The following is a 21,830-nucleotide window of genomic DNA, read 5'->3' on the forward strand; positions in this document are numbered from 1 at the left end:
AGCCGCATATGGAACCCAGCCTAGCCCGCTATATCTGGACGCACACCAAGAAGCAGCAACTCTGGATATTGATGATCGTCGTGCTTTCGATGATCCCGTATTTCATGTCCTTCGACCTGCCGAAGCTCATCGTCAACGGCCCGATCCAAGGTGACGGCTTCGAGCAACCGGGCGCGACCCAGCCATTCATGAGGCTACACTATAACCTGCCGTTCATTGGAGAGGTCCAGTTCTTCTCCGGTTTTCAGCTCGACCGCAACGCGACGCTGTTTGCCCTGAGCCTTGTGTTCCTCCTGCTAGTCATCATCAACGGCCTGTTCAAATTTTACATCAACACCTACAAGGGGCGCCTCGGCGAACGCATGCTGCGGCGCATCCGTTTCGATCTGGTAGATCGTGTGCTGCGGTTTCCGCCGGTTTACTTCAAGCGGGTGAAATCGGCCGAAGTGGCGACCATGGTGAAGGACGAGGTGGAGCCGCTGGGCGGCTTCATCGGTGATGCCTTCGTGCAGCCGGTGCTGCTCGGCGGCCAGGCGCTGACGGCCATGCTGTTCATCATGGTCCAGAACGTCTGGCTGGGAATGATAGCGGCCGTGATCGTGGGGATCCAGATCGTGCTCATCCCTCGAATGCGGCGGCGGCTGATCGTGCTCGGGCGCGAGCGGCAGTTGACGGCGCGCGCCCTTTCGGGCCGGGTTGGCGAAATCGTCGACGGCATCGGCGCGGTTCACGTCCACGACACATCAAACTACGAGCGGGCCGACATAGCTGCCCGGCTCGGGCTTATCTTTAAAATCCGCTTCGATCTTTACCAATGGAAATTCATGGTGAAGTTCCTCAACAATTTTCTCGCGCAGGTCACGCCCTTTTTGTTCTACATGATCGGTGGGTATCTGGTCATCCAGGGCCGGTTGGACGTCGGCCAGCTCGTGGCCGTGATCGGCGCCTACAAGGACCTGCCCGGACCGATGAAGGAACTGATCGATTGGGATCAGGCACGGCAGGATGTCCAGGTCAAATATCAGCAGGTCGTTGAACAGTTTACCGTCGAGGGTCTCATTGCGCCGAGAATCGGGGCGTTGACGATCGACGATCCCGCTCCAATGACCAACCCCCTGTCGGCCATCAATCTGTCCATGGCAGACGATGGCGGTGCAATGCTCCTCGATCGTGTCTCCCTCCAGGTCAAGCCGGGTGAGACGGTGGCGCTGGTCAGCACCACAACAGGTGGAGCGGAGGCGCTTGCAGAAGCCTTCGCGCGGCTGAACCGGCCGGACAGCGGAAGGGTCGCTTCGGGCGCCGACGACCTTCTTGAACTCCCCGAAGCAGTGACCGGCCGGCGCATGTCCTATGCCTCGTCGGATGTTTTCCTGTTCCAGGCTAGCCTCCGCGATAACCTGCTATACGGGTTGAAGCATGCGCCGCTGACATCGATGGCTTATGAGGGTGCTGCGGCAGACCAGCGCCGCTGGAACATCGACGAGGCGCGTCGGTCGGGCAATCCGGACCTTGATATCCACAGCGACTGGATCAACTATGCTTCCGCCGGCGCTACCGGCCCGCACGACCTCTTTGAAGCCGTGCGCCGGGTGCTCGACGCGGTTGTTCTGTCGCGCGACATTCTGGATCTTGGCTTGCGTTCTTCGGCCGACCTCACGCGTCACACGGAGCTTGCCAGGCGGATCGTCGAATTGCGTGCGGCGCTGCGAACCCGGCTGGAACACGAAGGGCTGAGCGCACTGGTGGCTCCTTTCGAACCGGGCGCGTACAACAAGGAAGCAACGATCGGCCAAAACCTGCTCTTCGGCGCTGCCGCCGGCCCCGAACTGGCCGACAGGGCTCTGGCGGCCAATCCCTATTTTGCTTCTGTGCTGAAGCAAGCCGGCCTCGACCGCACGTTCTACGAAATGGGCATGGAGATCGCCGAACAGTCGATCGAGCTGTTCGCCGACCTGCCGCCCGATCACCAGTTCTTCCAGCAGCTCGCCTTCATGAGCGCCGAGGAGATACCCGCCTACGAAAGCTTGCTGCAACGGCTCAAGAACCGTCCCTACGAGGCGGTTTCGGAGAACGACCGCGTCATGATCATCACCTTGAGCTTTACCTATATCGAGCCCCGGCACCGCTTCGGCCTGCTGAGCGACGAGCTCATGAGCAAGATCGTCGCTGCACGCAACCGGTTCTATGAAAACCTGCCGCCCGAGCTGCAAAATGCCGTCGAACGGTATGATCCTGCCAAATACATTGCCGCGGCCACCGTCATGGATAATGTCCTGTTCGGGCGTGTGGGCACCAGCCATCCCGACGCGCCGGATCGCATACGCTCCATCCTCTATGACATTCTTGACGAACTGGGGCTCTACGGCGAACTTCTGGATGTCGGCCTGGACTTCAACGTCGGCTCCGGCGGCAGGCGGCTGACCGGTGGACAGCGACAGAAGCTCGATGTTGCCCGGGCCCTGCTCAAGCGTCCCGATTTTCTCATTCTCAACCGGCCGCTGTCGGCGCTCGACCAGCGCATGCAGACTAAGGTGCTGCGAAACGTGCTCGAGGAAGCCAGACGCGACGGCCATTCACCGGCAATTATATGGGTCGTGACGAATCCGGCTATGGCGGCGATGTTCGATCGCGTTATCGTTTTCGACTCGGGTCAATTGGTGGAAGACGGAACACACGAGTCACTTTTGGCGGGGAACGGTATCTTCAAGGAACTGTTGTCGTAGAGTAAGGGACATTCCATCTGAGCGTCCGTTGCTCTAGTCTGGCAACGCGAATTTTGAGGTTTGCGACAATGCTGCTCAAGGATGAAGTTGGAATGCTGCAACGCGTTCCCTTGTTCTCCGCCATCGAGCCAACGAAGCTCAAGCTGCTTGCGTTCACATCCGATCGTGTGAGCTACAGCGCCGGCCAGATCCTTTTCCGGCAGGGCGACGAGGGAGACGCCGCCTATGTCATCCTTTCAGGCAGGGCGGATATTCTGGTCGATTCCGACAGTGGACCGATAAAAGTTGCCGAACTGGAGTCAAATTCGATTGTTGGCGAGATCGCCATATTGTGCAACAGCTCCCGCACTGCCACCGTCAGGGCGGCAAGTCCGCTGGAAGTCTTGAGAATCCGCAAGGATCATTTCCTGAGGCTTATGAGGGAGTTCCCGGAAATGACCATTGAGATATTGCGTGTTCTTGCCGATCGCCTAAGCCATACGACCGCGGATCTGATCGACGCACGAAGCGCCAAATAACGAAGACGTGCGTTCGATCCTCGCCGTCGTGATGGCACTGTCCTCTTGCTGAGAAGGTCACCCGGAGAAAACCTGTCTCGCCTCTTTGTTTTGACGCAATTCCCAAGGGAAAGCGCTACGCGCTTTTCCCGGGAAAACCATTTCACACTTTTCCGGGAATTGCTCTAGCACCAGTTGTTTGGCTACGATGGGTGACGGGGACTGCGAAGGGCTACCATGGACGACGATGTTTTCCTGGTCAGGTTTTGGGGCGTGCGCGGCAGCATTTCGGTATCGGGGCCAGAATTCGCTCGCTATGGCGGCAACACAATCTGCGTTGAGATGCGATGCGGTAAGCATACGCTTCTGTTCGACGCGGGCTCTGGCCTACGGCCTGCCGGCGGGGCGCTTCGGGCGTCGGGCGTGACCGATTTCGACCTGCTTTTCACCCATTGCCATTACGATCACATCATCGGGCTGCCGTTTTTTGCGCCGATCTATGACCGGAGCGTCAAGCTTACGCTTTGGTCCGGGCATCTTGCAGGACGCATGACGACCCGGCAGATGCTCGATGAGTTCATGCGGCCGCCGTGGTTTCCGGTGAAACTGGATATCTGCAAGGCAGGGCTCGACTGCCGCGATTTCGTATCCGGAGACGTGCTTCGGCCGCGCGAAGGGGTGGTGGTCCGAACCGGCAGTCTTATCCATCCGGGCGGCTGCATAGGCTACCGGGTCGAATGGGGCGGCCGCGTCGTGGCGGTGATCACAGACACTGAGCACGAGCCGGACAAACTCGATCAGGCCGTACTCGGCCTGATCGACGATGCCGACCTCGTCATTTATGATTGTGCCTACACTGAGGAGGAAATGGAACGCCGCCGCGGTAACGGGCACTCGACATGGCAACAGGGCGTCAAGCTCTGTGAGGCGGCCGGTGCGCGGGGGCTTGCGTTGTTCCACCACGATCCGACACGCACCGACGATGAACTCGACCAGATCGAGAAACTGGCCAAAGACAGGTTTGCCGGCGCTTTTGCCGCGCGGGATGGCCAGACGCTCAAATTTCCAAGGTCATTGCACAAAAAGCGCTGAGCTATTTTCCTCTACCCGCGATCAACGTCCTGATCGGAACCCATGCGCAGGCCTCAGTCTGTGCAGTGACTGTGAACAGCCGTTCGAGGAAAAGCCAGGCCGATTCATCATGTACGAGATGGTGGGTGAGCAGGCCGACCGGTTCGCCGCCATCGAATGCATGCCGCAATTGCGCGATGATAGCCTGGATCAATAGGCGATGATCGCGGCAGCCCCGCGTGCCATGCCAATCCATAATGTCGACATTGCTGTTGATGACCGCCAGCGAAGCCGGCTTCGGCGGCCCATAGACCGACAATGCCGCAAATCCTATTGATCCAAGGTCGGATACCAACCCGGCGTCGATCCTGTTCCAGGGTGGAACCAGCATCGGAACGGCACGTGCGCCGTGCAGGCAGGTTACGTGCGATAATCCGCGAGCCAGATCATCGAGCACCGCCTCACGTGGCCGATGCGCGCCGAGCTCCTGTTTTTTCTGGTCCTCGGGCGCATGATTTCGGTGCGCCCAGCCATGGATAGCGACCGTGGCATGCGGCGCCTCGTCGAGCCGGACGACAAGCTTCTCATCAGTCATAGCCGGAATGACGGCCAGAGTAACCGGAACCGCGAATTCACCGCTGAGCTCGAGCAGCCGATCAAGCGCAGGCGTCGGATCCACGGCGTCATCATCGCGCAGCCAGAACTCTGCCTTGCGGCCCGCCCGTCGCCAGCAAGCCAGCTCTTCCACCAAGGGCTGCCAGATCTGATCGGTTGTCATGAAACCGGGATCTTCGCAAGAAGTTCGGCCAGACGCGCCGCTGCACGAGCGAGGGAACGTTCCTCGATGATGAAACGTCTGGCTTGACCGGCCATGGTAGTTCTTTCGTCGTTGCTGGCCAGAAGCCTTTCAATGGCAGAAGCGAACGCCGCCACATCCCCCGGCGGGGTGAGAAACCCGGTTTGACCATCCCGCACGACTTCCGGCACGCCGGCGATGTCCTGGGCCACCACCGGAAGGCCGGCGGCCTGTGCTTCAAGATAGGCAATGCCATAGGCCTCGCCGTAACCCGGCCAGACATAGATTCCCCCGCTGTAGAGGACATCCGGCACGGCGGCTGGCTCTATCGCGCCAAGCCATTCGATACGGTCGGCGGGCAAGCCGGCGAATTGAGCTTTGACCTCGTCACGAGCAGGCCCGTCCCCAACGACCGACATGGTCCAGCGCAGGTGGCCGATCGAACCGAGTGCTTGCGCCAGCATCCGATAGCTTTCGACTTTGTCGCCCGCGCGCATCATGGCGACGGTAATGAGGCGCGTAGGACAACCCCGTGCCGGCGTTTCCCGGAATACTGATGTGTCGATGAAGGGCGAAAGCATACCGAGAGCGGCGTCGGGAATCGCATCTGTCAATCCCTGGCGATCCCTTTGCGTGAAGCAGATGTTCAGTGCTGCCTGTTCGACGGCTCGCGCCACCAATGCTTGGGTATCGGCCCACAAGCCGGCGTTGCGCCGCCTCGAATGGGAGGCTTCCGCTGTCACATAGGGGATAACAAAGGCCGATGCCAGCTCGGGCCCGATCAGGTCGGGCGCCTTGTAATAGAGATGATAGGAGAACCAGAGATCGGGCTTGCCCTCACGATCCCAAAGCTTGGTCAGCCGCTCGGCCTCCTCTTGGGCCTCGATCTTGAGCGCATCGAAACTCTTCGAGTCCGGTTCGCGTAGATACAAGCGCAATTCGGATGCCAGTTCGACGCTATGCCCACCATGCTCCAGCGCCTTGACCAGCATCCGTGCCATCTGGCGGTCGCCGGAGGCAACGGGATGATTGGGTGACTTCAGCGGCGCGTAGAAAGCAATTCGCATCGTCGGACCCTATCATCGGAAAGACTGCGCAAGTCAATTTCGATGCATGATCGACTTCACCTTCAAGCACTGGAATGTGCTATCTGATGCTCATGGAAACAGCTGCCGCGTCCGAACCGTTTGTCGCTTCTTTGCCGGTCTTCGCAAGGTTCGAAAGCGTTGCTGATATCGATAACTATCGGCCCCTCCCCGATGGCTGGGCGCTGGCTACCGCAGACATCGTCGGCTCGACCAAGGCGATCGAGGCGGGGCGTTATAAAACCGTCAATATGGCCGGCGCCAGCGTCATTTCGGCGCTGCTCAATGCCCTGGGCAGGCAAGATCTTCCCTTTGTCTTCGGCGGCGACGGCGCGCTCGTGGCGTTTCCTGGCTCCGCGCTGGAGATCACCCGCAATGCGCTGGCGGCTGTCCAGAGATGGGTGGCGGACGAACTGGATCTGACCTTGCGTGCCGCTATCGTGCCGATAAAGGATATAAGAGCGCAAGGCTTGGACGTTCGCGTGGCGAGGTTTCAGGCCTCCGATGCGGTCTTCTATGCCATGTTCGCCGGCGGTGGCGGCAGTTGGGCGGAAGCCGAGATGAAAGCGGGGCGCTACCGCATCGATCCTGCGCCGGCCGGCGCGCGGCCGGATCTGACCGGCCTCTCCTGCCGCTGGAACCCGATCGAAGCCCGGCATGGCGAAATCGTTTCGATCATAGCCGTACCGGGGGCGTCGCGCGACCTGCGCGGTTTTCAGTTTCTGGCTTCCGACATCATCGCCCTTGCCGGCAGGCAGGAACGCGATGGCCACCCGGTGCCGGTGAACGGGCCGGACTACAGTTTTCTGCCCGCCGGTCTCGATATCGAGGCGCGGGCCATGGCACCGGCAGGATGGCGGTGGCTGTCGAAGCTGTGGGTAGTGTTCCTGATGACGCTTACGGCTGTTACGGATAGATATGGCTGGACGATCGGCAGTTTCGATCCGAAGATCTACAAGCGCGAAGTGGCCAGCAATTCGGATTTCCGGAAGTTCGACGACGGCTTGAAGATGACCATCGACGTTGACGCGGATGTGTTGCAGCGGATCGAGAACCGGCTGAAACAGGCGGAAGCGGCGGGCATCTGCAACTATGGCCTGCACCGCCAGAAATCGGCCCTGATGACATGCCTCGTGGCGTCGCCGCTGCAGCGCGATCACGTTCATTTCATCGATGGCGCCGCCGGCGGCTATGCGATGGCTGCCGCAAGCCTGAAGGCGAAGGTGCCGGTCTGATGACGGCTTGCGGAAACCGATTTTCCGCAATATGCCTCGGCCATGTTCTCGGGATCATGGTGAGCCTCGCCATAGGTGCGGACAGCCTGTCCGAATTGACGGGAAGCAGAATTTTTGGACGCCTCACGATCGACATATGACCGTCTTCTGAACCGGATTTCGACACGTGCCGCGCAAGTCGGCGTGATCGGACTGGGCTATGTCGGGTTGCCGCTGGCGGTTGCGATCGCACGCGCCGGCTTCCCGGTTTCCGGCTTCGACGTCGAAGCCCAGAAGGTCGAGAGCCTGAACAACGGCCAATCCTATATTGAGGCTGTGACGTCGACAGCCCTTGCCGACCATGTGGCGAGCGGAAGGTTCCGCGCCACCGCGGATTTTGCCGAACTGGCCGTCTGCGATGTCATCATCATCTGCGTTCCGACACCGCTGACGAAATACCGAGAGCCGGACCTCTCCTTTGTCAGGAACACGGCAGGCACCATCGCGAAGCGCTTACGTCTCGGCCAGCTGATCGTGCTGGAATCGACCACCTATCCTGGCACCACCGACGACGTGATCAAGCCCATACTGGAAAAAACCGGCTTGCAGTCGAAGATAGACTTCTTCCTCGGCTTCTCGCCCGAACGCGAGGATCCCGGCAACCGCAGCTTTGAAGTCGCGACGATCCCCAAGGTCGTGGCGGGTGACGGCATTGAAGCGGCGACGCTCGTTGAGACTTTCTACCAGGGCGTGGTCAAGACCGTCGTTCCAGTTTCCAGTACGGCGACCGCCGAGGCGGTCAAGCTGACGGAAAACATTTTCCGCTCGGTCAACATAGCCCTCGTCAACGAGTTGAAGGTCGTGCTCGGTGCGATGGGCATCGACATCTGGGAGGTGATCGAGGCGGCAAAGACCAAGCCCTTCGGCTACATGCCTTTTTATCCTGGCCCTGGACTTGGCGGGCACTGCGTTCCGATCGATCCCTTCTACCTGACTTGGAAGGCGCGCGAATACGAACTGCCGACCCGCTTCATCGAGCTGGCTGCAGAGATCAACACGGCCATGCCGCGTCATGTGGTCGATGAACTGGCGAAGGCGCTGGACCAGCGCTGCGGCAAGGCGCTCAGCCGCTCGCGCATTCTCATCATCGGGCTCGCCTATAAGAAGAATGTCCCCGACATCCGCGAAAGCCCTTCATTACGGCTCATTGAACTCATCGAGGAATGGGGGGGCAACGCGGAATTCCACGATCCGCATGTTACCGAAATCCCGACCACACGGGAGCATATGGCGATCAAGGGGCGTCGCTCGGTCGAACTGACCGAGGCGGCCCTGAAGGATTTCGATGCTGTCGTCGTTGCAACCGACCACGACGCGATCGACTATCAGTCGATCGCGGATCACGCTCTTCTGATCGTCGACACACGCAATGTTTTTGGCCGCCTCGGGCTAGCCCGAGGGACGGTGGTGAAGGCCTAACGGTGGCCGAGCCGGCGAATTTTTTGCCCGATGTCAGGATCGGGATTGCACTCCGCCGGCAGTCTCGCCACATAACGTCGCGGGAGATAGATGCGGTTTCCGCCAGCTTCCCTCCTGCAAGCACAGTCATCCGGGAAATTCTTCGCCGGCTTTTGTCGGCGAAGCCGGCTTCATTGACTTCGATTGTATGGCGGATCAAAGGAGATGGCTCGTCTTCGACGGGTTTCGAGATAACATGAGCACAGCGCAAGCAGAAATTTCCACCATTCTCATGGATAAGGTTGCCGATTGGCTGACCCAATCGGCGCTGGCGGGCAACGACCTGGAAACATTGGTAAAAGGCTTTTGTGAACGGCTGGCTGCTGCCGGCCTGCCGCTGAAGCGGGTGCATTTGAGCTTTTCGATGCTTCATCCGCTTTATGACGCGCTTGGCTTCACCTGGTTTCGCGGCCAGGGCCTGGAAGTGGAAGGCTTCCGCAAGGAGGACGGCGTTCATTCTGACAGGTTTCTGACCAGCCCATACTACCATCTGCTCAGCAACAAGCTCGACCATCTGCGGCGCCGGCTCGACCCGTCGGTGCGGTCAGAGTTTCCTGTTTTCGATGACCTAAGGCTTATGGGCGTCACCGATTACATGGCTTTCGTCCATCCCTTCAACGGCAATACCAGTCAGGGCATGCTAGGGTCTTGGTCCACCGACAGTGCTGCAGGCTTCAGCGACAGCATGATCTCGGCGCTGCTGCGCATCCAGAACCATCTCGCTATTGCAACCAAGATGGCGGTGCTCACCAAGCTCGCCGACAACATGATGACCACTTATCTCGGCGGCGACGCCGGCAGGCGCGTACTGGACGGCCAGATCAAGCGCGGCGAGGGCGACACCATCCGGGCCGCACTGGTCATGGCCGATATGCGCGGGTCGACAAGGCTTGCGGAAACCTCCGGCCGCGAAATCTATATCGATACGCTGAACCAGTTTTTCGATGCCATTGCTGCGCCTTTCAATCGCAAAGGCGGGCAGATCATGAGTTTCCTGGGGGATGGCTTCATTGCCGTCTACCCTTGCGAAAGGCACCGCTCGCAGTCCGAGATCGCCTGCCAGGCTGCTCTTGCGGCAGCGCACAAGGCCAGCGCTCGCATGATGGAGCTCAACCTGCGCAGAAAGCAGCAGGGGTTGAGCGACATAAACTTTGGTATCGGCCTGCATGTCGGCAACGTGATGTTCGGCAACGTCGGACTTACCGACCGGCTCACATTCTCTGTCTTCGGCTCGGCTGTAAACGAGGTCCAGCGCCTCCAGACCCTGACCAAGAAATATCCACACAGCGTTCTCGCCAGCAAAGACTTCGCCAGCTATTGCGGCGCCAACAGCTGGCTGGCGCTCGGCAAGGAGGAACTGGCTGGTATCAAGCAGAAGCTGACGGTGCTTTCACCCGATCTGTCGGGTGCTCTCGCGCTCGATGAAGACGGTGCGCTGGAGCCGATTTACGACCGAATATCGGACGCCGAGCAGGTCATGCTGCTTCATCGCAATGCCGCGCGGCTGTCGGCCGCCGACCCAAGGAAGCTCCAGTAATCGCCACGATCGGACCGGAACGCCTTTGGTGTGCAGCCTGGCCGCCGGTTCCGCCAGGGAACTTGCGACCGTTTCGAATCTAAGTTGCTCTAAGCTGGCAATGCGCTAGTCTCGCCTTCTGGACCTGCCAGAGTGGGGCTGGTGTGAGAATGAATTCGGGCGTTGATCTGCTGCGGATCGAGGATGTTGGCATCTCTTTTGCCATTGTAGGGGGACCGTTGCATGCCGTCAGGCGTGCAAATCTTCGCGTCCTGCCCGGCAAGGTTACTGCGCTTGTGGGCGAGTCCGGTTCCGGAAAATCGGTTCTCAGCCAGGCAGTGATGGGCATTTTGCCGAACACCGCCCATGTTCGCGGCCGTATCCTGTTTTCCGATCCTGAAAAGCCCGGCACGACGCAGGATATCCTGCAGATGCCGCGTGACGGACCCGAAATCCGGGCGTTGAGAGGCAGCCGCATCGGCAAGATCTTTCAGGAGCCGATGACATCGCTGTCGCCGCTGCACACGATCGGCAATCAGGTCAGCGAAGCCCTGCAGATTCATACGCCCATGGCTCGGGCGGAGCGCAAGGCGCGGACTGAGGAAATGCTCGGCCTTGTCGGCTTTCCCAACCCCAAGCGCGCCTATGACATGTATCCCTTTGAACTTTCGGGAGGATTGCGTCAACGCGCCATGATCGCGATGGCGCTTATCTGCCGGCCCGCGCTGTTGATCGCCGACGAGCCGACGACGGCATTGGACGTCACCATCCAAGCGCAAATCCTGCAATTGCTGCGCGGGCTTCAGACGAAGCTGAACATGGCGATGCTGCTGATCACGCACGACCTTGGCGTGGTCGCCAATGTCGCCGACGAGGTGGTGGTCATGTACCATGGCGAGATCATGGAAGCGGGACCCGTGGAGGCGATATTCCGCCGGCCAAGCCACCCTTACCTGAAGGGCCTGATGGCAGCCGTTCCGCATTTCGACCTGAAGCCTGGCGAAAGGCTCAAGGCGCTCCGCGAGGTGCCGGTGAATGTCGGGAACCTGCTTGGCAAGCAGACGGCGCCGGTATCGAAGGGGCCAGACGACATCCTGCTGTCGGTCAGGGATCTGGCCAAGACCTTCACCATCCGCAAGTCCGGATGGTTCGGCGGAGATCATCAAACCTCTGTTCGCGCCGTGGACGGCGTGAGCTTCGATATCAGGCGGGGTGAGTGCCTGGGTCTTGTCGGCGAAAGCGGCTGCGGTAAAACCACCGTCAGCAAGATCCTGATGCGGGCTGTCACCCCTAGCGGCGGCTCTGTGATCTTCAACGGCCGCGATGGTCCGATCGACGTCTTGGAAGCCGAGGGAGACGCCCTGCGCATGCTGCGCGCGAAAATCCAGATGGTCTTCCAGGATCCGGTTTCGTCGCTTTCACCTCGCATGACGGTGGAGAACATCTTGAGCGAGCCGCTGGAAATCCATCAACGTGGCAATGCCGCGTCCCGACTCGCCACGGTCAAGAGCCTGATGCAGGCAATCGGGCTCGATCCGCGCTTCATCAAGCGTTATCCGCACAGTTTCTCCGGCGGGCAGCGTCAGCGTATCGGCATCGCGCGCGCGTTGGCGCTGGGGCCTGAACTCCTGATCTGCGACGAGCCGGTTTCGGCACTCGATGTCTCTGTCCAGGCGCAGATCCTGAACCTTCTGAAGGACCTGCAGAAGGAACTGGGCCTGACCTACCTGTTCATATCCCACAATTTGGCGGTGGTGGACTACATGGCAGACCGCATCGCGGTGATGTGCGGCGGGCGTATCGTCGAGCTGGCGCCGCGCGAAATTCTGCTTAGGAAACCAGTCCATCCCTACACGCGCTCACTGGTCGCCGCAGTACCTTTCCCCGATCTCGACAGGCCGATGGATTTCAAGGCGCTGAAGCTCGGCGGCGCTTCCGACAGCAGCGCATGGGGACCGCAGTTCCGAGAGGAAGGCAACGAGGATATGCTGTCGTCGCTCGACCTCGGCGGCGGCCACCTCGTGCTGGCCCGGCGTACGGCCGATGTCGGCGAGTTACGCCATTGATCAGCCGGCGCACCGTCCTTGGACTCGTGGCTTCGGCATTTCTGCCGGGCACGTCGCGTGCCGGCGATCTGGAGCCGGAATTTCTTCAGCCGCAGCTGAAGGCCAAGGCGCTGCCGGCGCTCGCCGAACGCTTGCCCAAGAGCCCGCGCGCGTTGAACCTCGCCGCGATGGGCCGGCAGCCCGGCCAGTATGGCGGCACACTGCGCACGATCATCGGCAGCCAGAAAGATATCCGGATGATGACGATCTACGGGTATGCTCGCCTGGTCGGCTATGACGAAAAGCTTAACTTGCAAGCCGACATTCTCGAAAGTTTCGACGTAGCAGATGATCGCGTCTTCACTTTCAAGATTCGGGAAGGGCATAAATGGTCTGACGGTAGCCTGCTGACGCCGGAGGATTTTCGCTATTGCTGGGAAGATGTCTGGCTGAACGATGAGCTTTCGCAAGGCGGGCTTGCCCCGACCCTATTGGCGGACGGCAAGCCGCCACGCTTCGAGATCGTCGATCCGTTGACGGTCCGCTATAGTTGGGATGCGCCCAATCCCGACTTCCTGCCCAAGCTCGCTGCTGCTTCGCCGCTATCGCTTGTTCTGCCGGCCACCTATCTCAAGCAGTTCCACAAGAAATACCAGGATCCATTCCGGCTCGCCGGCCTAATGAAGGAGAACCGGGCCAAGAAATGGACACTCCTGCATATCCGCATGTCGCGGCAGTATCGCCCGGAGAACCCGGAACTGCCGACGCTCGATCCCTGGCAGAACCGGACCAAGCCGCCGGCCGAGCAGTTCGTCTTCGAGCGCAATCCGTTCTTTCATCGAATGGATGAGAATGGCCGGCAACTGCCCTATGTCGACCGGATCGTCATGAATGTCAGCTCGTCGGCGATCATCTCCGCCAAGACCGGTGCGGGCGAGAGCGACCTGCAATGCATGGGGATCGACTTCAGCGATTACTCCTTCCTTAAGGACGCGGAGAAGCGCTACCCGGTGAAGATGCATCTGTGGAAACGCACACAGGGTTCGCGGCTGGCGCTGCTGCCCAATCTGAATTGTTCCGACCAGGTGTGGCGTGGCCTTCTTCGTGACGTGCGCGTGCGCCGCGCCCTTTCGCTCGCCGTAGACAGGCGCGAGATCAATATGGCTGTGTTCTACGGATTGGCGCAGGAAAGTGCCGATACGGTCCTGCCGGAGAGCCCGCTCTATCGGCCGGAATTCGCGAAAGCCTGGGTTGCCCACGATCCCGACCAGGCCAATGCCCTGCTTGACGAGGTCGGGCTTCAGACGCGTGACGATGACGGCCTGCGGATACTTCCCGATGGACGCCCTGCGCAGATCATCGTGGAGACGGCCGGCGAAAGCACGCTGGAAACCGACGCACTCGAACTCATCACCGATCACTGGCGCAAGATCGGGATCGCCCTGTTCATCCGGACTTCGCAGCGCGATATCTTCCGCAGCCGCGCGCTTGGCGGCCAGATCATGATGTCGATGTGGTCGGGCATCGACAATGGCGTGCCGACCGCCGACATGAACCCGTACCAGCTGGCCCCCACCATCGACGACCAACTGCAATGGCCGCTCTGGGGCGCTTACTACTTATCTCACGGCAAGATGGGTGAGGCGCCCGATCTTCCTGAAGTGATCGAGTTGATGGCTTTACTCAAGCGCTGGAACGCATCGACCGAATCCACGGAGCGCGCCGAAATCTGGAGTTCGATGCTGTCGATCTACACCGATCAGGTGTTCTCGATCGGCACGGTGAACGGAACGCACCAGCCGGTTCTGGTGTCCTCACGGCTGCGCAATCTGCCTGACAAGGCGCTCTACGGCTACGATCCGACCGCCTATTTCGGTGTCTACATGCCGGATACATTCTGGCTTGGAGACACCTGAGCGTGCTTCGATATTTTGTCTGGCGCATCGCCGTGATGGTTCCAACACTGCTGGTCATATCGGCACTGGTGTTCACCATCATCGAACTTCCACCAGGCGATTATTTCGACAGTTATGTCGCCGAGCTTCGGGCTCAGGGCGAAGCGGTGGATTCCGATCGTATCGAGATGATGCGCGAGGAATATGGTTTCGACCAGCCGCCGGTCATTCGCTACTTCTACTGGGTCGGCGGGATGCTGCACGGCGATTTCGGCTATTCCTTTGAATATGAGCTGCCGGTTCGCGACGTCGTCGGGGACCGAATGTGGCTGACGGTGCTGGTTTCCTTCGTCACGATCATCTTCACCTGGCTCATCGCCTTTCCGATCGGCATGTACTCCGCCACGCATCAATACAGCTGGGGCGACTACGGCCTGACTTTCTTCGGCCTTCTCGGCCTTGCCATTCCGAACTTCATGCTGGCGCTGATCCTGATGTATTTCGCCAACATCTGGTTCGGCACATCCATCGGCCATCTCATGGACCAGCAATATCTCGGCGAGCCGATGAGCTGGGCCAAGGCGAAGTCGATCCTCGCCCATCTCTGGATTCCGGTCTTGATCATCGGCACCGGAGGCACGGCAAGCATGATCCGGCGGCTGCGCGCCAATCTTCTCGACGAGCTACACAAGCAATATGTCGTGACCGCGCGCGCCAAAGGACTTCATCCGTTCAAGGCGCTGGTCAAATATCCGCTGCGCATGGCGCTCAATTTCTTCATTTCCGATATCGGTTCTATCCTGCCGGCCATCATCTCCGGCGCCGAAATCACGGCGATCGTACTGTCTTTGGAAACGACCGGGCCGATGCTGATCAAGGCGCTGCAGAGCCAGGATATGTATCTGGCAGGGTCGTTTCTGATGTTCCTGGCCTTTCTGACAGTCATCGGTGTCCTGATTTCCGACCTGGCGCTGGCGCTGCTTGATCCACGAATTCGTTTGCAGGGCGGCAGCACCAAATGAACACGCATTCGCCCCTGCCCGCTCCGGGTGCTCCACTGCAGCACTACGTTTCCACCGCGCCCTTTGACCTGCAGTCGGTCGAGGCGATGACGCCGGAGCAGTCGAAGGTCTTTCAGGCGTCGCAGTTGCGGCTGATGTGGTGGAAATTTCGGAAGCACCGGGTTGCCGTTATATCAGGCATATTCCTGGCAGCGCTTTATTTCGGGATACTCATCTGCGAATTCCTGGCGCCCTACAATCTGCACACGCGCAACATGGACTACATCTATTCGCCGCCGCAGCGGGTGCACCTGTTCCACGACGGCCAATTCGTCGGTCCGTTCGTCTATGGCCGCCAGATGACGCTGGATATGGACACGCTCAAGCGGAACTACATCGAGAAAAAGGATGATGTTCAGCGGATCCGTTTCTTCTGCAAGGGCGACAGTTATCAGTTCTGGGGCTTGATCGAAGGTGACAGGCATTTTGTCTGCCCCGCCGAAAACGGCCAGCTCTTTCTAGCCGGCACTGACAGGTTGGGGCGCGATGTGCTCTCGCGCATCATCTATGGCGCACGCATTTCACTGACAATCGGCCTCGTCGGTATCAGTTTCAGCTTCCTGCTCGGCATTGTCATCGGCGGACTGGCCGGCTATCACGGCGGTATCTTCGACCTGATCGTTCAACGGATAATCGAAGTTCTGCAATCGATCCCCAGCATTCCGCTATGGCTGGCTCTGGCGGCGATCATGCCGATAACCTGGAGTCCGATCCTGATCTATTTCGGCATCACCGTCATCCTCGGGCTGCTCGACTGGACCGGACTGGCGCGGGCCGTGCGTTCAAAGCTTTTAGCCTTGCGCGAGGAGGATTACGTTCTGGCCGCCCAATTGATGGGCGCCAAGAGCAGCCGCATCATCGGGCGGCACCTCATTCCCGGCTTCATGTCGCATCTGATCGCGACGGCGACGATCTCCATACCCGGCATGATCCTGGGTGAGACGGCGCTGAGCTTCCTCGGGCTCGGCCTGAGGGCGCCGATAACCAGCTGGGGCATCCTGCTCACCGAGGCGCGCAGCGTCAGCGTCATCGCTTTCTATCCATGGCTGCTTTTGCCGATGCTCCCGGTCATTCTCGTCATCATGGCGTTCAACTTCCTCGGCGACGGCTTGCGGGACGCCGCAGATCCCTACAAGTGAGATCGCTGTTCCGCCGCGCGGCCCTGCCGACGACTCCACCCGGTATGACGCTTGTCGGCGGCCGGTTGGGTTATTGCAGGGTTTGTCATTCGCCTCTATATGCGGCAAGCCTCGATCGGGGCTGCTGGTTCAGGACATAAAATCGCATATGAGTCGCCTTGATAATTTCATCAGCAGGATGACCGCACAGCGCGACATTCTCAATCAAATCTGCCCCGAGGTGGCCAGGATGGAAGGGCTTGTGCTCGAGCTCGGCCTCGGCAATGGCCGGACGTTCCACCATCTGCGCGAGCGCCTGCCCGGGCGCCGGATCGTGGTGTTCGACCGCGAAGTTGGCGCACACGCCAGCTCAATTCCCGAAGCTGAAAACCTCGTGCTGGGCGAAATACGCGAGACGGCCCGCAAGTTCATTGGCATCGACGCCGCTCTTGTTCATGCCGACATCGGCACCGGCTATGACGATCGCGATGCAGTGACCGCTACCTGGCTTCCCGATCTGATTGCGCGCCTGCTTCGCGTCGGCGGCTTCGCGGTCAGTGGCACGCCGCTCGATCACCCGCTGCTGCAACGCCTCCCGCCGCCGACTTCGGAGCCCGCCGATCGTTATTTCCTCTGCAGGCGCGTCTGAGGGGCCGAGACGACCCAAATCTTCAGGGGCTAAATCTTTAGAGGCCAAGTCTTCAGGGGCCAAGTCTTCAGGGGATCGTATAGACTGCGATCTCCCGCTCAATGCCGCGCAGCGAGACCTCGTGGGGCACGGGTGTCAGCGCGTTCCTGTGCAGCAGTTCGGCGGTGAGATTGTCGTCCACCACCGCACGCGTGGCAAAGATCGCCTGTGCGTTGGCAAGGTTCTGGACCCGCGAAGCAATGTTGACCGTTTGGCCGAAATAGTCCTGCCGCTCGTTCATGGACACGGCGATGCAGGGGCCGGCATGGACTCCGATCTTGAGCAGCAGATCCTCGCGCCCGCTCTTGTCGTTGAGCTCACGCATGGCATCGCGCATCCTGAGGGCCGCAGCAATCGCACGATCAGGCGTCGCGAAGGTCGCCATCACCGCATCACCGATCGTCTTCACCACGGCGCCAGCCTCCGCCGCGACGATCTCGTGCAGAACCTGGAAATGCTCGCGCACGAGATCGAAGGCTGAAAGATCGCCCACCCGCTCGTAAAGCTCGGTCGATCCGCGCAGGTCGGTGAACAGGAAGGTCAGGCTGGTGATTTTCAGGCGCTGGTTGATGTCGAGCGTATCCGTGCGATAGAGATCGCGGAACGTCTGGTTGGTGAGCAGGCGCTTGGCGGTCAGGAAGGGCCGGCGTTTGCCCAGGAAATCATGCAATTCCTGGCCGGCGATGAAGACCGTCGGCAGCACGCGGGTGTCGGTCCTGTTCTCCAGCGAAATGCGCAACGGGCCGGGCTGCATCTCCAGCGTCTGGTTCTGGACATGGTCGCGGTCGAAGACCAAAGAGAGGCTTCGGCGCTCTTTTGTTGGTTCGCCTTTCCCGTCGATGAACTGCACTGAATGGGTGACGGGCTCGAAGACGATGACGAATTCGGACGGAAGCTGTATGGGCAGAACCGCCTTTTCACCGGGGGCAAGCTCGATATCCTCCAGCGAGAATGCTTCCATCTTCTTCGCGAAATCCTCTTCCGGCAGATCGACGCCGGACGCCCAGTAGATCTGGCGGAAATATTCCATCAACGGCAATTCGTGTGGATTGTGGGCGGCAATCCTGCGCACGCGGGGGCTGACGGTGAATGTCACCTCGACCATCTCGTCCAGGGTCGGCGAATAGCCCTCGGAACATAGCGCGCAGGTGTATTCATCCTTCTGGAGGGTTTTCAGCGTGGCGTTGGTGTCGAGCACGCCGCCACAGCCGGGGCACAGAACATTCCAGGAAATGTCGAAGATGCCCACCCGTGCCGCATGGAGAAAGGCGCTTATGGCGCGTTCCTCGTCGAGGCCATGCTTGCTGGCGAAGGCTGGCACATTGATGCGGCAAAGGTCGCGGTCCTTGGCCTCCGCGATGGTTCGCTTGATCGCGTCGATTGCCTGCGGATCGACATCGGTCGATTGCCGTAGAAGCGAGAACAGATCCTGAGCTTCGTTCATCGTGCAGGCTCCGGAAAATGCGCCCCGGAGGCGTGTTGACCGGACCGGTCTTCCGTCCGGGCAGTCCATCTTACTCCGAAACGAACCGTACGGCCATTCGAATGGACAAGCCTGGTGGCGGTTCAATTTCCATCCGGCGGATTTTCACCGGCCGCAAGCGGCACTATGATGGGTCCATGAGGCATTCATCCTTGGGATTTTCTCCCATGCCGACATCCGACAACCCGCCGTTTCCCGCGGCGCTGCGCCTTTTTTCAGTGGGGGTCATCATCGTCCTCATCGTAGGCGCCGGCCTGTTTTTCGCGCCGGTGCTGGTCAAGCCGCGCTGGCCTTGGGCCGTCACGCCGTTCAATGCCCGCTTCCTCGGCGGCTTCTACACCGCCGAAATGGTCGTGATGGCGGCGCTGCTGGTCTGGAATCGCTGGTCGCCCGGCAGGCTCGTGCTCGTCATGGCCTTCATCTTCACCGTCATCGTGTCGGTGGCTTCGTTCATTAATCTCGACTATTTCAACTTCGAGCGCAAAGCGCCCTGGCTCTGGTTTTTGGTCTATCTTGCTTCGGTCGCGGTATCCGGGCTGTTCCTGTGGCGGAACAGGGGCCGCCCTTCCGCAGAAGGCGTGATCTTAAACGCTGCATGGCGCGGCTACATGCCGGTAGAATCGGCGATCCTCGGGCTCTATGGCGTCGGCCTGTTGCTGTTGCCCCTGACATCTAGCAGCTTCTGGCCATGGCCGATCGATGCCTTTCACGCTCAGCTCTACAGCGCCATCTTCCTCGCCGGTGCGGGCGGTGTGTATCTCGTCTGGAGAAGCACGCCGCGCGAGGAACTGCTGGTGCTCGCCCTGGCGCAGTTTCTGGTTGGCCTGCTTGCCATCCTTGGCATCGTCATCACCGACGCTGCGGTGCACCGGATCGACTGGACGGCGACCGGGACATTGTGCTGGCTCGCCCTTTTCGGCTGGATCGGCATCAGCGGCGCCTTCAAACTCTACGCCGCCTCCGGGGCTTTCAGCCCGCAATCGGCATCATAAGTTGGACGGACGGCTGGATTTTTAGGTGACGTCCGGTGCATCGTGCCGGACCGATGCCTTCGCCGGGAGCGCCATGACCAGCACGACCTCGCCATCCCAAGAGATCCAGCCTCAGCTCCGGGCCGTCCGGCCAAGCGATGCGGAGGCGCTTTGCGCTATCTTCAACATGCCGGGCTTCCGCTGGGGCACGCTGAGGATGCCTTTCGAGATGGTGGAGCAGGTGGAGCGGCGCATCGCCAAGTCCGGACAGGAAACCACCTGGATCGTTGCGGAATTGGACGGCAAGGTCGTCGGCCATGGCAGCCTGGTCGTGCAGGGTTCGCCGCGCCGTTCGCATATCGGCGAGATCAATATCGGCCTTGACGATGCCTTTGTCGGCAAGGGCATCGGCTCTGCCATACTTGGCGCACTGCTTGACGTGGCCGACAACTGGCGCGCCCTGAAGCGGGTCGAGTTGACCGTCTATGCCGACAATGAACCGGCCATCCGTCTCTATACAAGCCACGGCTTCGAGGTCGAAGGCCGGCATGTGAAGGCCGGTTTTACCGACGGGCAATACCACGATCTTCTGAGCATGGCGCGGCTGCGGTTCTGAGATCCGCTGTTTAGTTGATGATCTATGTGTGGGCGGCCGCATCCGGCAAGTCTGGTCTCACTTGGCGTTTGCACCGCAAGCGGCTAGACCGGACCAATGACCGCCGACCCAACCCCTGCGCCTCCGGTGGAAATTCTGGCTGTGCTGTCGCTGCTTTGCCCGGAAGTCGTGCGTGACATCGAGCAGAACTGGAATGCGCCGGTTTCCGATTATGCCCGCCATCTGTGGCGGCCGGTGGCAAGGCCTGCATCGGGCCCGGCGATTGCTGCCCGCTCGATCCTGCGCGAAGTCCTGCATCAGCGCCTTGCGGTGATCATGCAGCCTGAAGAGATCGGCAAGGCCCTCGATGAATTCGAGCACAGACCGGTGATTCAGTCCGGCCTGCACTGCCTGCTTCTGATGGACCGGATCACCTTCGATGCCCTCCTGCTTGCCTGGCTCGGCGCGGTCGAAAACGGGCTGTCGGCCTTCTTCGGCTTCATGGGAACGACGATGACCATGGAGACAATTGGCCGGGAGGGACCGGGATGGCTCGATGTCGGTGACGACAAGGTCAACCTGTTTGGCATGGGGCGCCACAAACTGTGCCGCAAAAGCGCCTGCGCGGCCGGTCCCGTCACCCTCAACAAGCGCGCGCTCGAAGCGGTGGGCGACGAAACGGATGCCAGCCGCTGGCTGGGCACACTACTTGCCAGCCAGGACAAGGTGTTTGGAACCGCCGCCGATGCCCTTACAGCCCTCAACGAGGATCTGGTCGCCGATTGGGATCGTTCCGGCATGGCCCTGCCGGTTTTCATCGATGATCGGCTCGCCGCTTCTGTCGTGGCGCGGCATCTAGAACATGATGGCAGCCTTCTTTCCAGGCTGCTCATCGAGCCCGCAAGGCGCCAGCGTCTCGAATGTGCCTTGCAAGCGGCCGCATCGAGCCCGTTTGGCAGATTCCTGCCCAATGCCACGGCCTATTTCTGGGGCATCCGCGAGGAGCGCGTGCGCAAGCTTGCCCTCGAGAACGGGCACCTGATCGAGCCTGACAGGCCGAACGGTCTTTCCATCCCGTTCGAGCGGCCGCACCTCAGGCGGGCGCTGCTGGACGGCGTGCTGCTGCCAAACTTGTTCCTGATGTTCCTCGTCCTTGCCATATTGCCGCGCGTGCGGGTTGTGGGCGGCCTGAGGCAGATTGGTTACGTAGCGCTTTTCCACTCAATCCTGCTGGCTGCGCTAGATGAGAACGCGCCGGAAGAGCGCGATCTGGCTGCGGAGTTGCAGGTTCGGGAAAATGCCTGGGGCATGCGGGTCATCGATGAAAAGATCTCGGTCCGCGAGCAGCTTGCCGGACTGCCGGAAGGGGCGCTCTTCCCGGACCTGCTCCGGCAATACCGTTCGCGGACATTTGCCGAGACGACCGACGACTTGAAACTGGTTCGCGAAAACGCCCGATGGCGCAAGATCGGCCAGGCAGAGATCAAGGCGAGCTGAGCTTTACGTCAGGTTGATTTTCTGGTCCGCACCGCAAGCGATGGCAATCTATGAGTG

Annotated in this window: 17 protein-coding genes; 14 read left to right on the plus strand and 3 right to left on the minus strand. The window is 60.3% G+C overall.

Annotation, left to right across the window (positions count from 1 at the left end):
- Window positions 1-8 precede the first annotated feature (8 nt).
- From ABID19_RS15930 to ABID19_RS15940, 3 genes are all read left to right on the plus strand, one after another.
- Window positions 9-2,723 carry an ABC transporter ATP-binding protein gene (locus ABID19_RS15930; protein WP_354491950.1) on the plus strand — a complete coding sequence of 905 codons (2,715 nt, stop codon included), beginning with the start codon at window positions 9-11 and terminating at the stop codon, window positions 2,721-2,723.
- A 68-nt stretch (window positions 2,724-2,791) separates the two neighbouring features.
- Entirely contained in the window at window positions 2,792-3,241 is a 450-nt protein-coding gene (locus ABID19_RS15935) for a cyclic nucleotide-binding domain-containing protein (protein WP_352936192.1), read from the plus strand.
- Window positions 3,242-3,457: 216 nt separating this feature from the next.
- Window positions 3,458-4,312 carry an MBL fold metallo-hydrolase gene (locus ABID19_RS15940; protein ID WP_354491952.1) on the plus strand — a complete coding sequence of 285 codons (855 nt, stop codon included), beginning with the start codon at window positions 3,458-3,460 and terminating at the stop codon, window positions 4,310-4,312.
- A 1-nt stretch (window position 4,313) separates the two neighbouring features.
- On the opposite strand, the gene ABID19_RS15945 is transcribed toward ABID19_RS15940, so the two are convergent.
- The gene (locus tag ABID19_RS15945; RefSeq protein ID WP_354491954.1) at window positions 4,314-5,069 is read right to left on the minus strand and encodes a polysaccharide deacetylase family protein; all 756 of its coding nucleotides are present in this window, start codon (window positions 5,067-5,069) and stop codon (window positions 4,314-4,316) included.
- A complete protein-coding gene (locus tag ABID19_RS15950) occupies window positions 5,066-6,154 on the minus strand; it encodes a glycosyltransferase family 4 protein (protein WP_354491956.1) in 1,089 nt (362 codons plus the stop codon). Before ABID19_RS15950 ends, ABID19_RS15945 begins: the two co-directional genes overlap by 4 nt.
- A 74-nt stretch (window positions 6,155-6,228) precedes the next feature.
- On the opposite strand from ABID19_RS15950, the gene ABID19_RS15955 reads away from it, so the two are divergent.
- The 8 genes from ABID19_RS15955 to ABID19_RS15990 all read left to right on the plus strand — a co-directional run bounded on the left by ABID19_RS15955 (window position 6,229) and on the right by ABID19_RS15990 (window position 17,188).
- Window positions 6,229-7,407, plus strand: a complete 1,179-nt coding sequence (locus ABID19_RS15955) for a DUF3095 domain-containing protein (RefSeq protein ID WP_435528731.1) — start codon at window positions 6,229-6,231, stop codon at window positions 7,405-7,407.
- 114 nt (window positions 7,408-7,521) lie between these two features.
- On the plus strand, window positions 7,522-8,865 hold the full coding sequence (locus ABID19_RS15960; protein WP_354491958.1) for a nucleotide sugar dehydrogenase: 1,344 nt from the start codon (window positions 7,522-7,524) through the stop codon (window positions 8,863-8,865).
- A gap of 235 nt (window positions 8,866-9,100) precedes the next feature.
- Window positions 9,101-10,441, plus strand: a complete 1,341-nt coding sequence (locus ABID19_RS15965) for an adenylate/guanylate cyclase domain-containing protein (protein WP_354491960.1) — start codon at window positions 9,101-9,103, stop codon at window positions 10,439-10,441.
- A 149-nt stretch (window positions 10,442-10,590) separates the two neighbouring features.
- Window positions 10,591-12,486, plus strand: a complete 1,896-nt coding sequence (locus ABID19_RS15970; protein ID WP_354491962.1) for an ABC transporter ATP-binding protein — start codon at window positions 10,591-10,593, stop codon at window positions 12,484-12,486.
- Window positions 12,483-14,381 carry an ABC transporter substrate-binding protein gene (locus tag ABID19_RS15975; RefSeq protein ID WP_354491964.1) on the plus strand — a complete coding sequence of 633 codons (1,899 nt, stop codon included), beginning with the start codon at window positions 12,483-12,485 and terminating at the stop codon, window positions 14,379-14,381. The genes ABID19_RS15970 and ABID19_RS15975 overlap by 4 nt, the downstream gene beginning before the upstream one ends.
- A gap of 2 nt (window positions 14,382-14,383) precedes the next feature.
- The gene (locus ABID19_RS15980; RefSeq protein WP_352936177.1) at window positions 14,384-15,382 is read left to right on the plus strand and encodes an ABC transporter permease; all 999 of its coding nucleotides are present in this window, start codon (window positions 14,384-14,386) and stop codon (window positions 15,380-15,382) included.
- The gene (locus ABID19_RS15985; RefSeq protein ID WP_354491967.1) at window positions 15,379-16,560 is read left to right on the plus strand and encodes an ABC transporter permease; all 1,182 of its coding nucleotides are present in this window, start codon (window positions 15,379-15,381) and stop codon (window positions 16,558-16,560) included. The genes ABID19_RS15980 and ABID19_RS15985 overlap by 4 nt, the downstream gene beginning before the upstream one ends.
- Window positions 16,561-16,708: 148 nt before the next feature.
- The gene (locus tag ABID19_RS15990) at window positions 16,709-17,188 is read left to right on the plus strand and encodes a class I SAM-dependent methyltransferase (RefSeq protein WP_354491969.1); all 480 of its coding nucleotides are present in this window, start codon (window positions 16,709-16,711) and stop codon (window positions 17,186-17,188) included.
- Window positions 17,189-17,255: 67 nt separating this feature from the next.
- Here the strand turns inward: ABID19_RS15990 and ABID19_RS15995 are convergent, their stop codons facing one another.
- Window positions 17,256-18,671, minus strand: a complete 1,416-nt coding sequence (locus ABID19_RS15995; RefSeq protein ID WP_354491971.1) for an adenylate/guanylate cyclase domain-containing protein — start codon at window positions 18,669-18,671, stop codon at window positions 17,256-17,258.
- Between the two features lie 206 nt (window positions 18,672-18,877).
- On the opposite strand from ABID19_RS15995, the gene ABID19_RS16000 reads away from it, so the two are divergent.
- The 3 genes from ABID19_RS16000 to ABID19_RS16010 all read left to right on the plus strand — a co-directional run bounded on the left by ABID19_RS16000 (window position 18,878) and on the right by ABID19_RS16010 (window position 21,773).
- Window positions 18,878-19,702 carry a hypothetical protein gene (locus ABID19_RS16000; RefSeq protein ID WP_354491972.1) on the plus strand — a complete coding sequence of 275 codons (825 nt, stop codon included), beginning with the start codon at window positions 18,878-18,880 and terminating at the stop codon, window positions 19,700-19,702.
- 73 nt (window positions 19,703-19,775) lie between these two features.
- Window positions 19,776-20,297 carry a GNAT family N-acetyltransferase gene (locus tag ABID19_RS16005; RefSeq protein WP_354491973.1) on the plus strand — a complete coding sequence of 174 codons (522 nt, stop codon included), beginning with the start codon at window positions 19,776-19,778 and terminating at the stop codon, window positions 20,295-20,297.
- Window positions 20,298-20,393: 96 nt separating this feature from the next.
- Complete coding sequence (locus ABID19_RS16010; protein WP_354491974.1) at window positions 20,394-21,773, plus strand: hypothetical protein; 1,380 nt, start codon at window positions 20,394-20,396, stop codon at window positions 21,771-21,773.
- Window positions 21,774-21,830: the final 57 nt, after the last annotated feature.

Source organism: Mesorhizobium robiniae (genome assembly GCF_040545535.1).
GTDB lineage: Bacteria > Pseudomonadota > Alphaproteobacteria > Rhizobiales > Rhizobiaceae > Mesorhizobium > Mesorhizobium robiniae.

Bases quoted from the DNA above. Each gene is read 5' to 3' on its own strand.
- ABID19_RS15930 (WP_354491950.1), top strand. From the start codon at position 9: ATGGAACCCAGCCTAGCCCGCTATATCTGGACGCACACCAAGAAGCAG.
- ABID19_RS15935 (WP_352936192.1), top strand. From the start codon at position 2,792: ATGCTGCTCAAGGATGAAGTTGGAATGCTGCAACGCGTTCCCTTGTTC.
- ABID19_RS15940 (WP_354491952.1), top strand. From the start codon at position 3,458: ATGGACGACGATGTTTTCCTGGTCAGGTTTTGGGGCGTGCGCGGCAGC.
- ABID19_RS15945 (WP_354491954.1), bottom strand. From the start codon at position 5,069: ATGACAACCGATCAGATCTGGCAGCCCTTGGTGGAAGAGCTGGCTTGC.
- ABID19_RS15950 (WP_354491956.1), bottom strand. From the start codon at position 6,154: ATGCGAATTGCTTTCTACGCGCCGCTGAAGTCACCCAATCATCCCGTT.
- ABID19_RS15955 (WP_435528731.1), top strand. From the start codon at position 6,229: ATGTGCTATCTGATGCTCATGGAAACAGCTGCCGCGTCCGAACCGTTT.
- ABID19_RS15965 (WP_354491960.1), top strand. From the start codon at position 9,101: ATGAGCACAGCGCAAGCAGAAATTTCCACCATTCTCATGGATAAGGTT.
- ABID19_RS15970 (WP_354491962.1), top strand. From the start codon at position 10,591: ATGAATTCGGGCGTTGATCTGCTGCGGATCGAGGATGTTGGCATCTCT.
- ABID19_RS15985 (WP_354491967.1), top strand. From the start codon at position 15,379: ATGAACACGCATTCGCCCCTGCCCGCTCCGGGTGCTCCACTGCAGCAC.
- ABID19_RS15990 (WP_354491969.1), top strand. From the start codon at position 16,709: ATGAGTCGCCTTGATAATTTCATCAGCAGGATGACCGCACAGCGCGAC.
- ABID19_RS15995 (WP_354491971.1), bottom strand. From the start codon at position 18,671: ATGAACGAAGCTCAGGATCTGTTCTCGCTTCTACGGCAATCGACCGAT.
- ABID19_RS16000 (WP_354491972.1), top strand. From the start codon at position 18,878: ATGCCGACATCCGACAACCCGCCGTTTCCCGCGGCGCTGCGCCTTTTT.
- ABID19_RS16005 (WP_354491973.1), top strand. From the start codon at position 19,776: ATGACCAGCACGACCTCGCCATCCCAAGAGATCCAGCCTCAGCTCCGG.
- ABID19_RS16010 (WP_354491974.1), top strand. From the start codon at position 20,394: ATGACCGCCGACCCAACCCCTGCGCCTCCGGTGGAAATTCTGGCTGTG.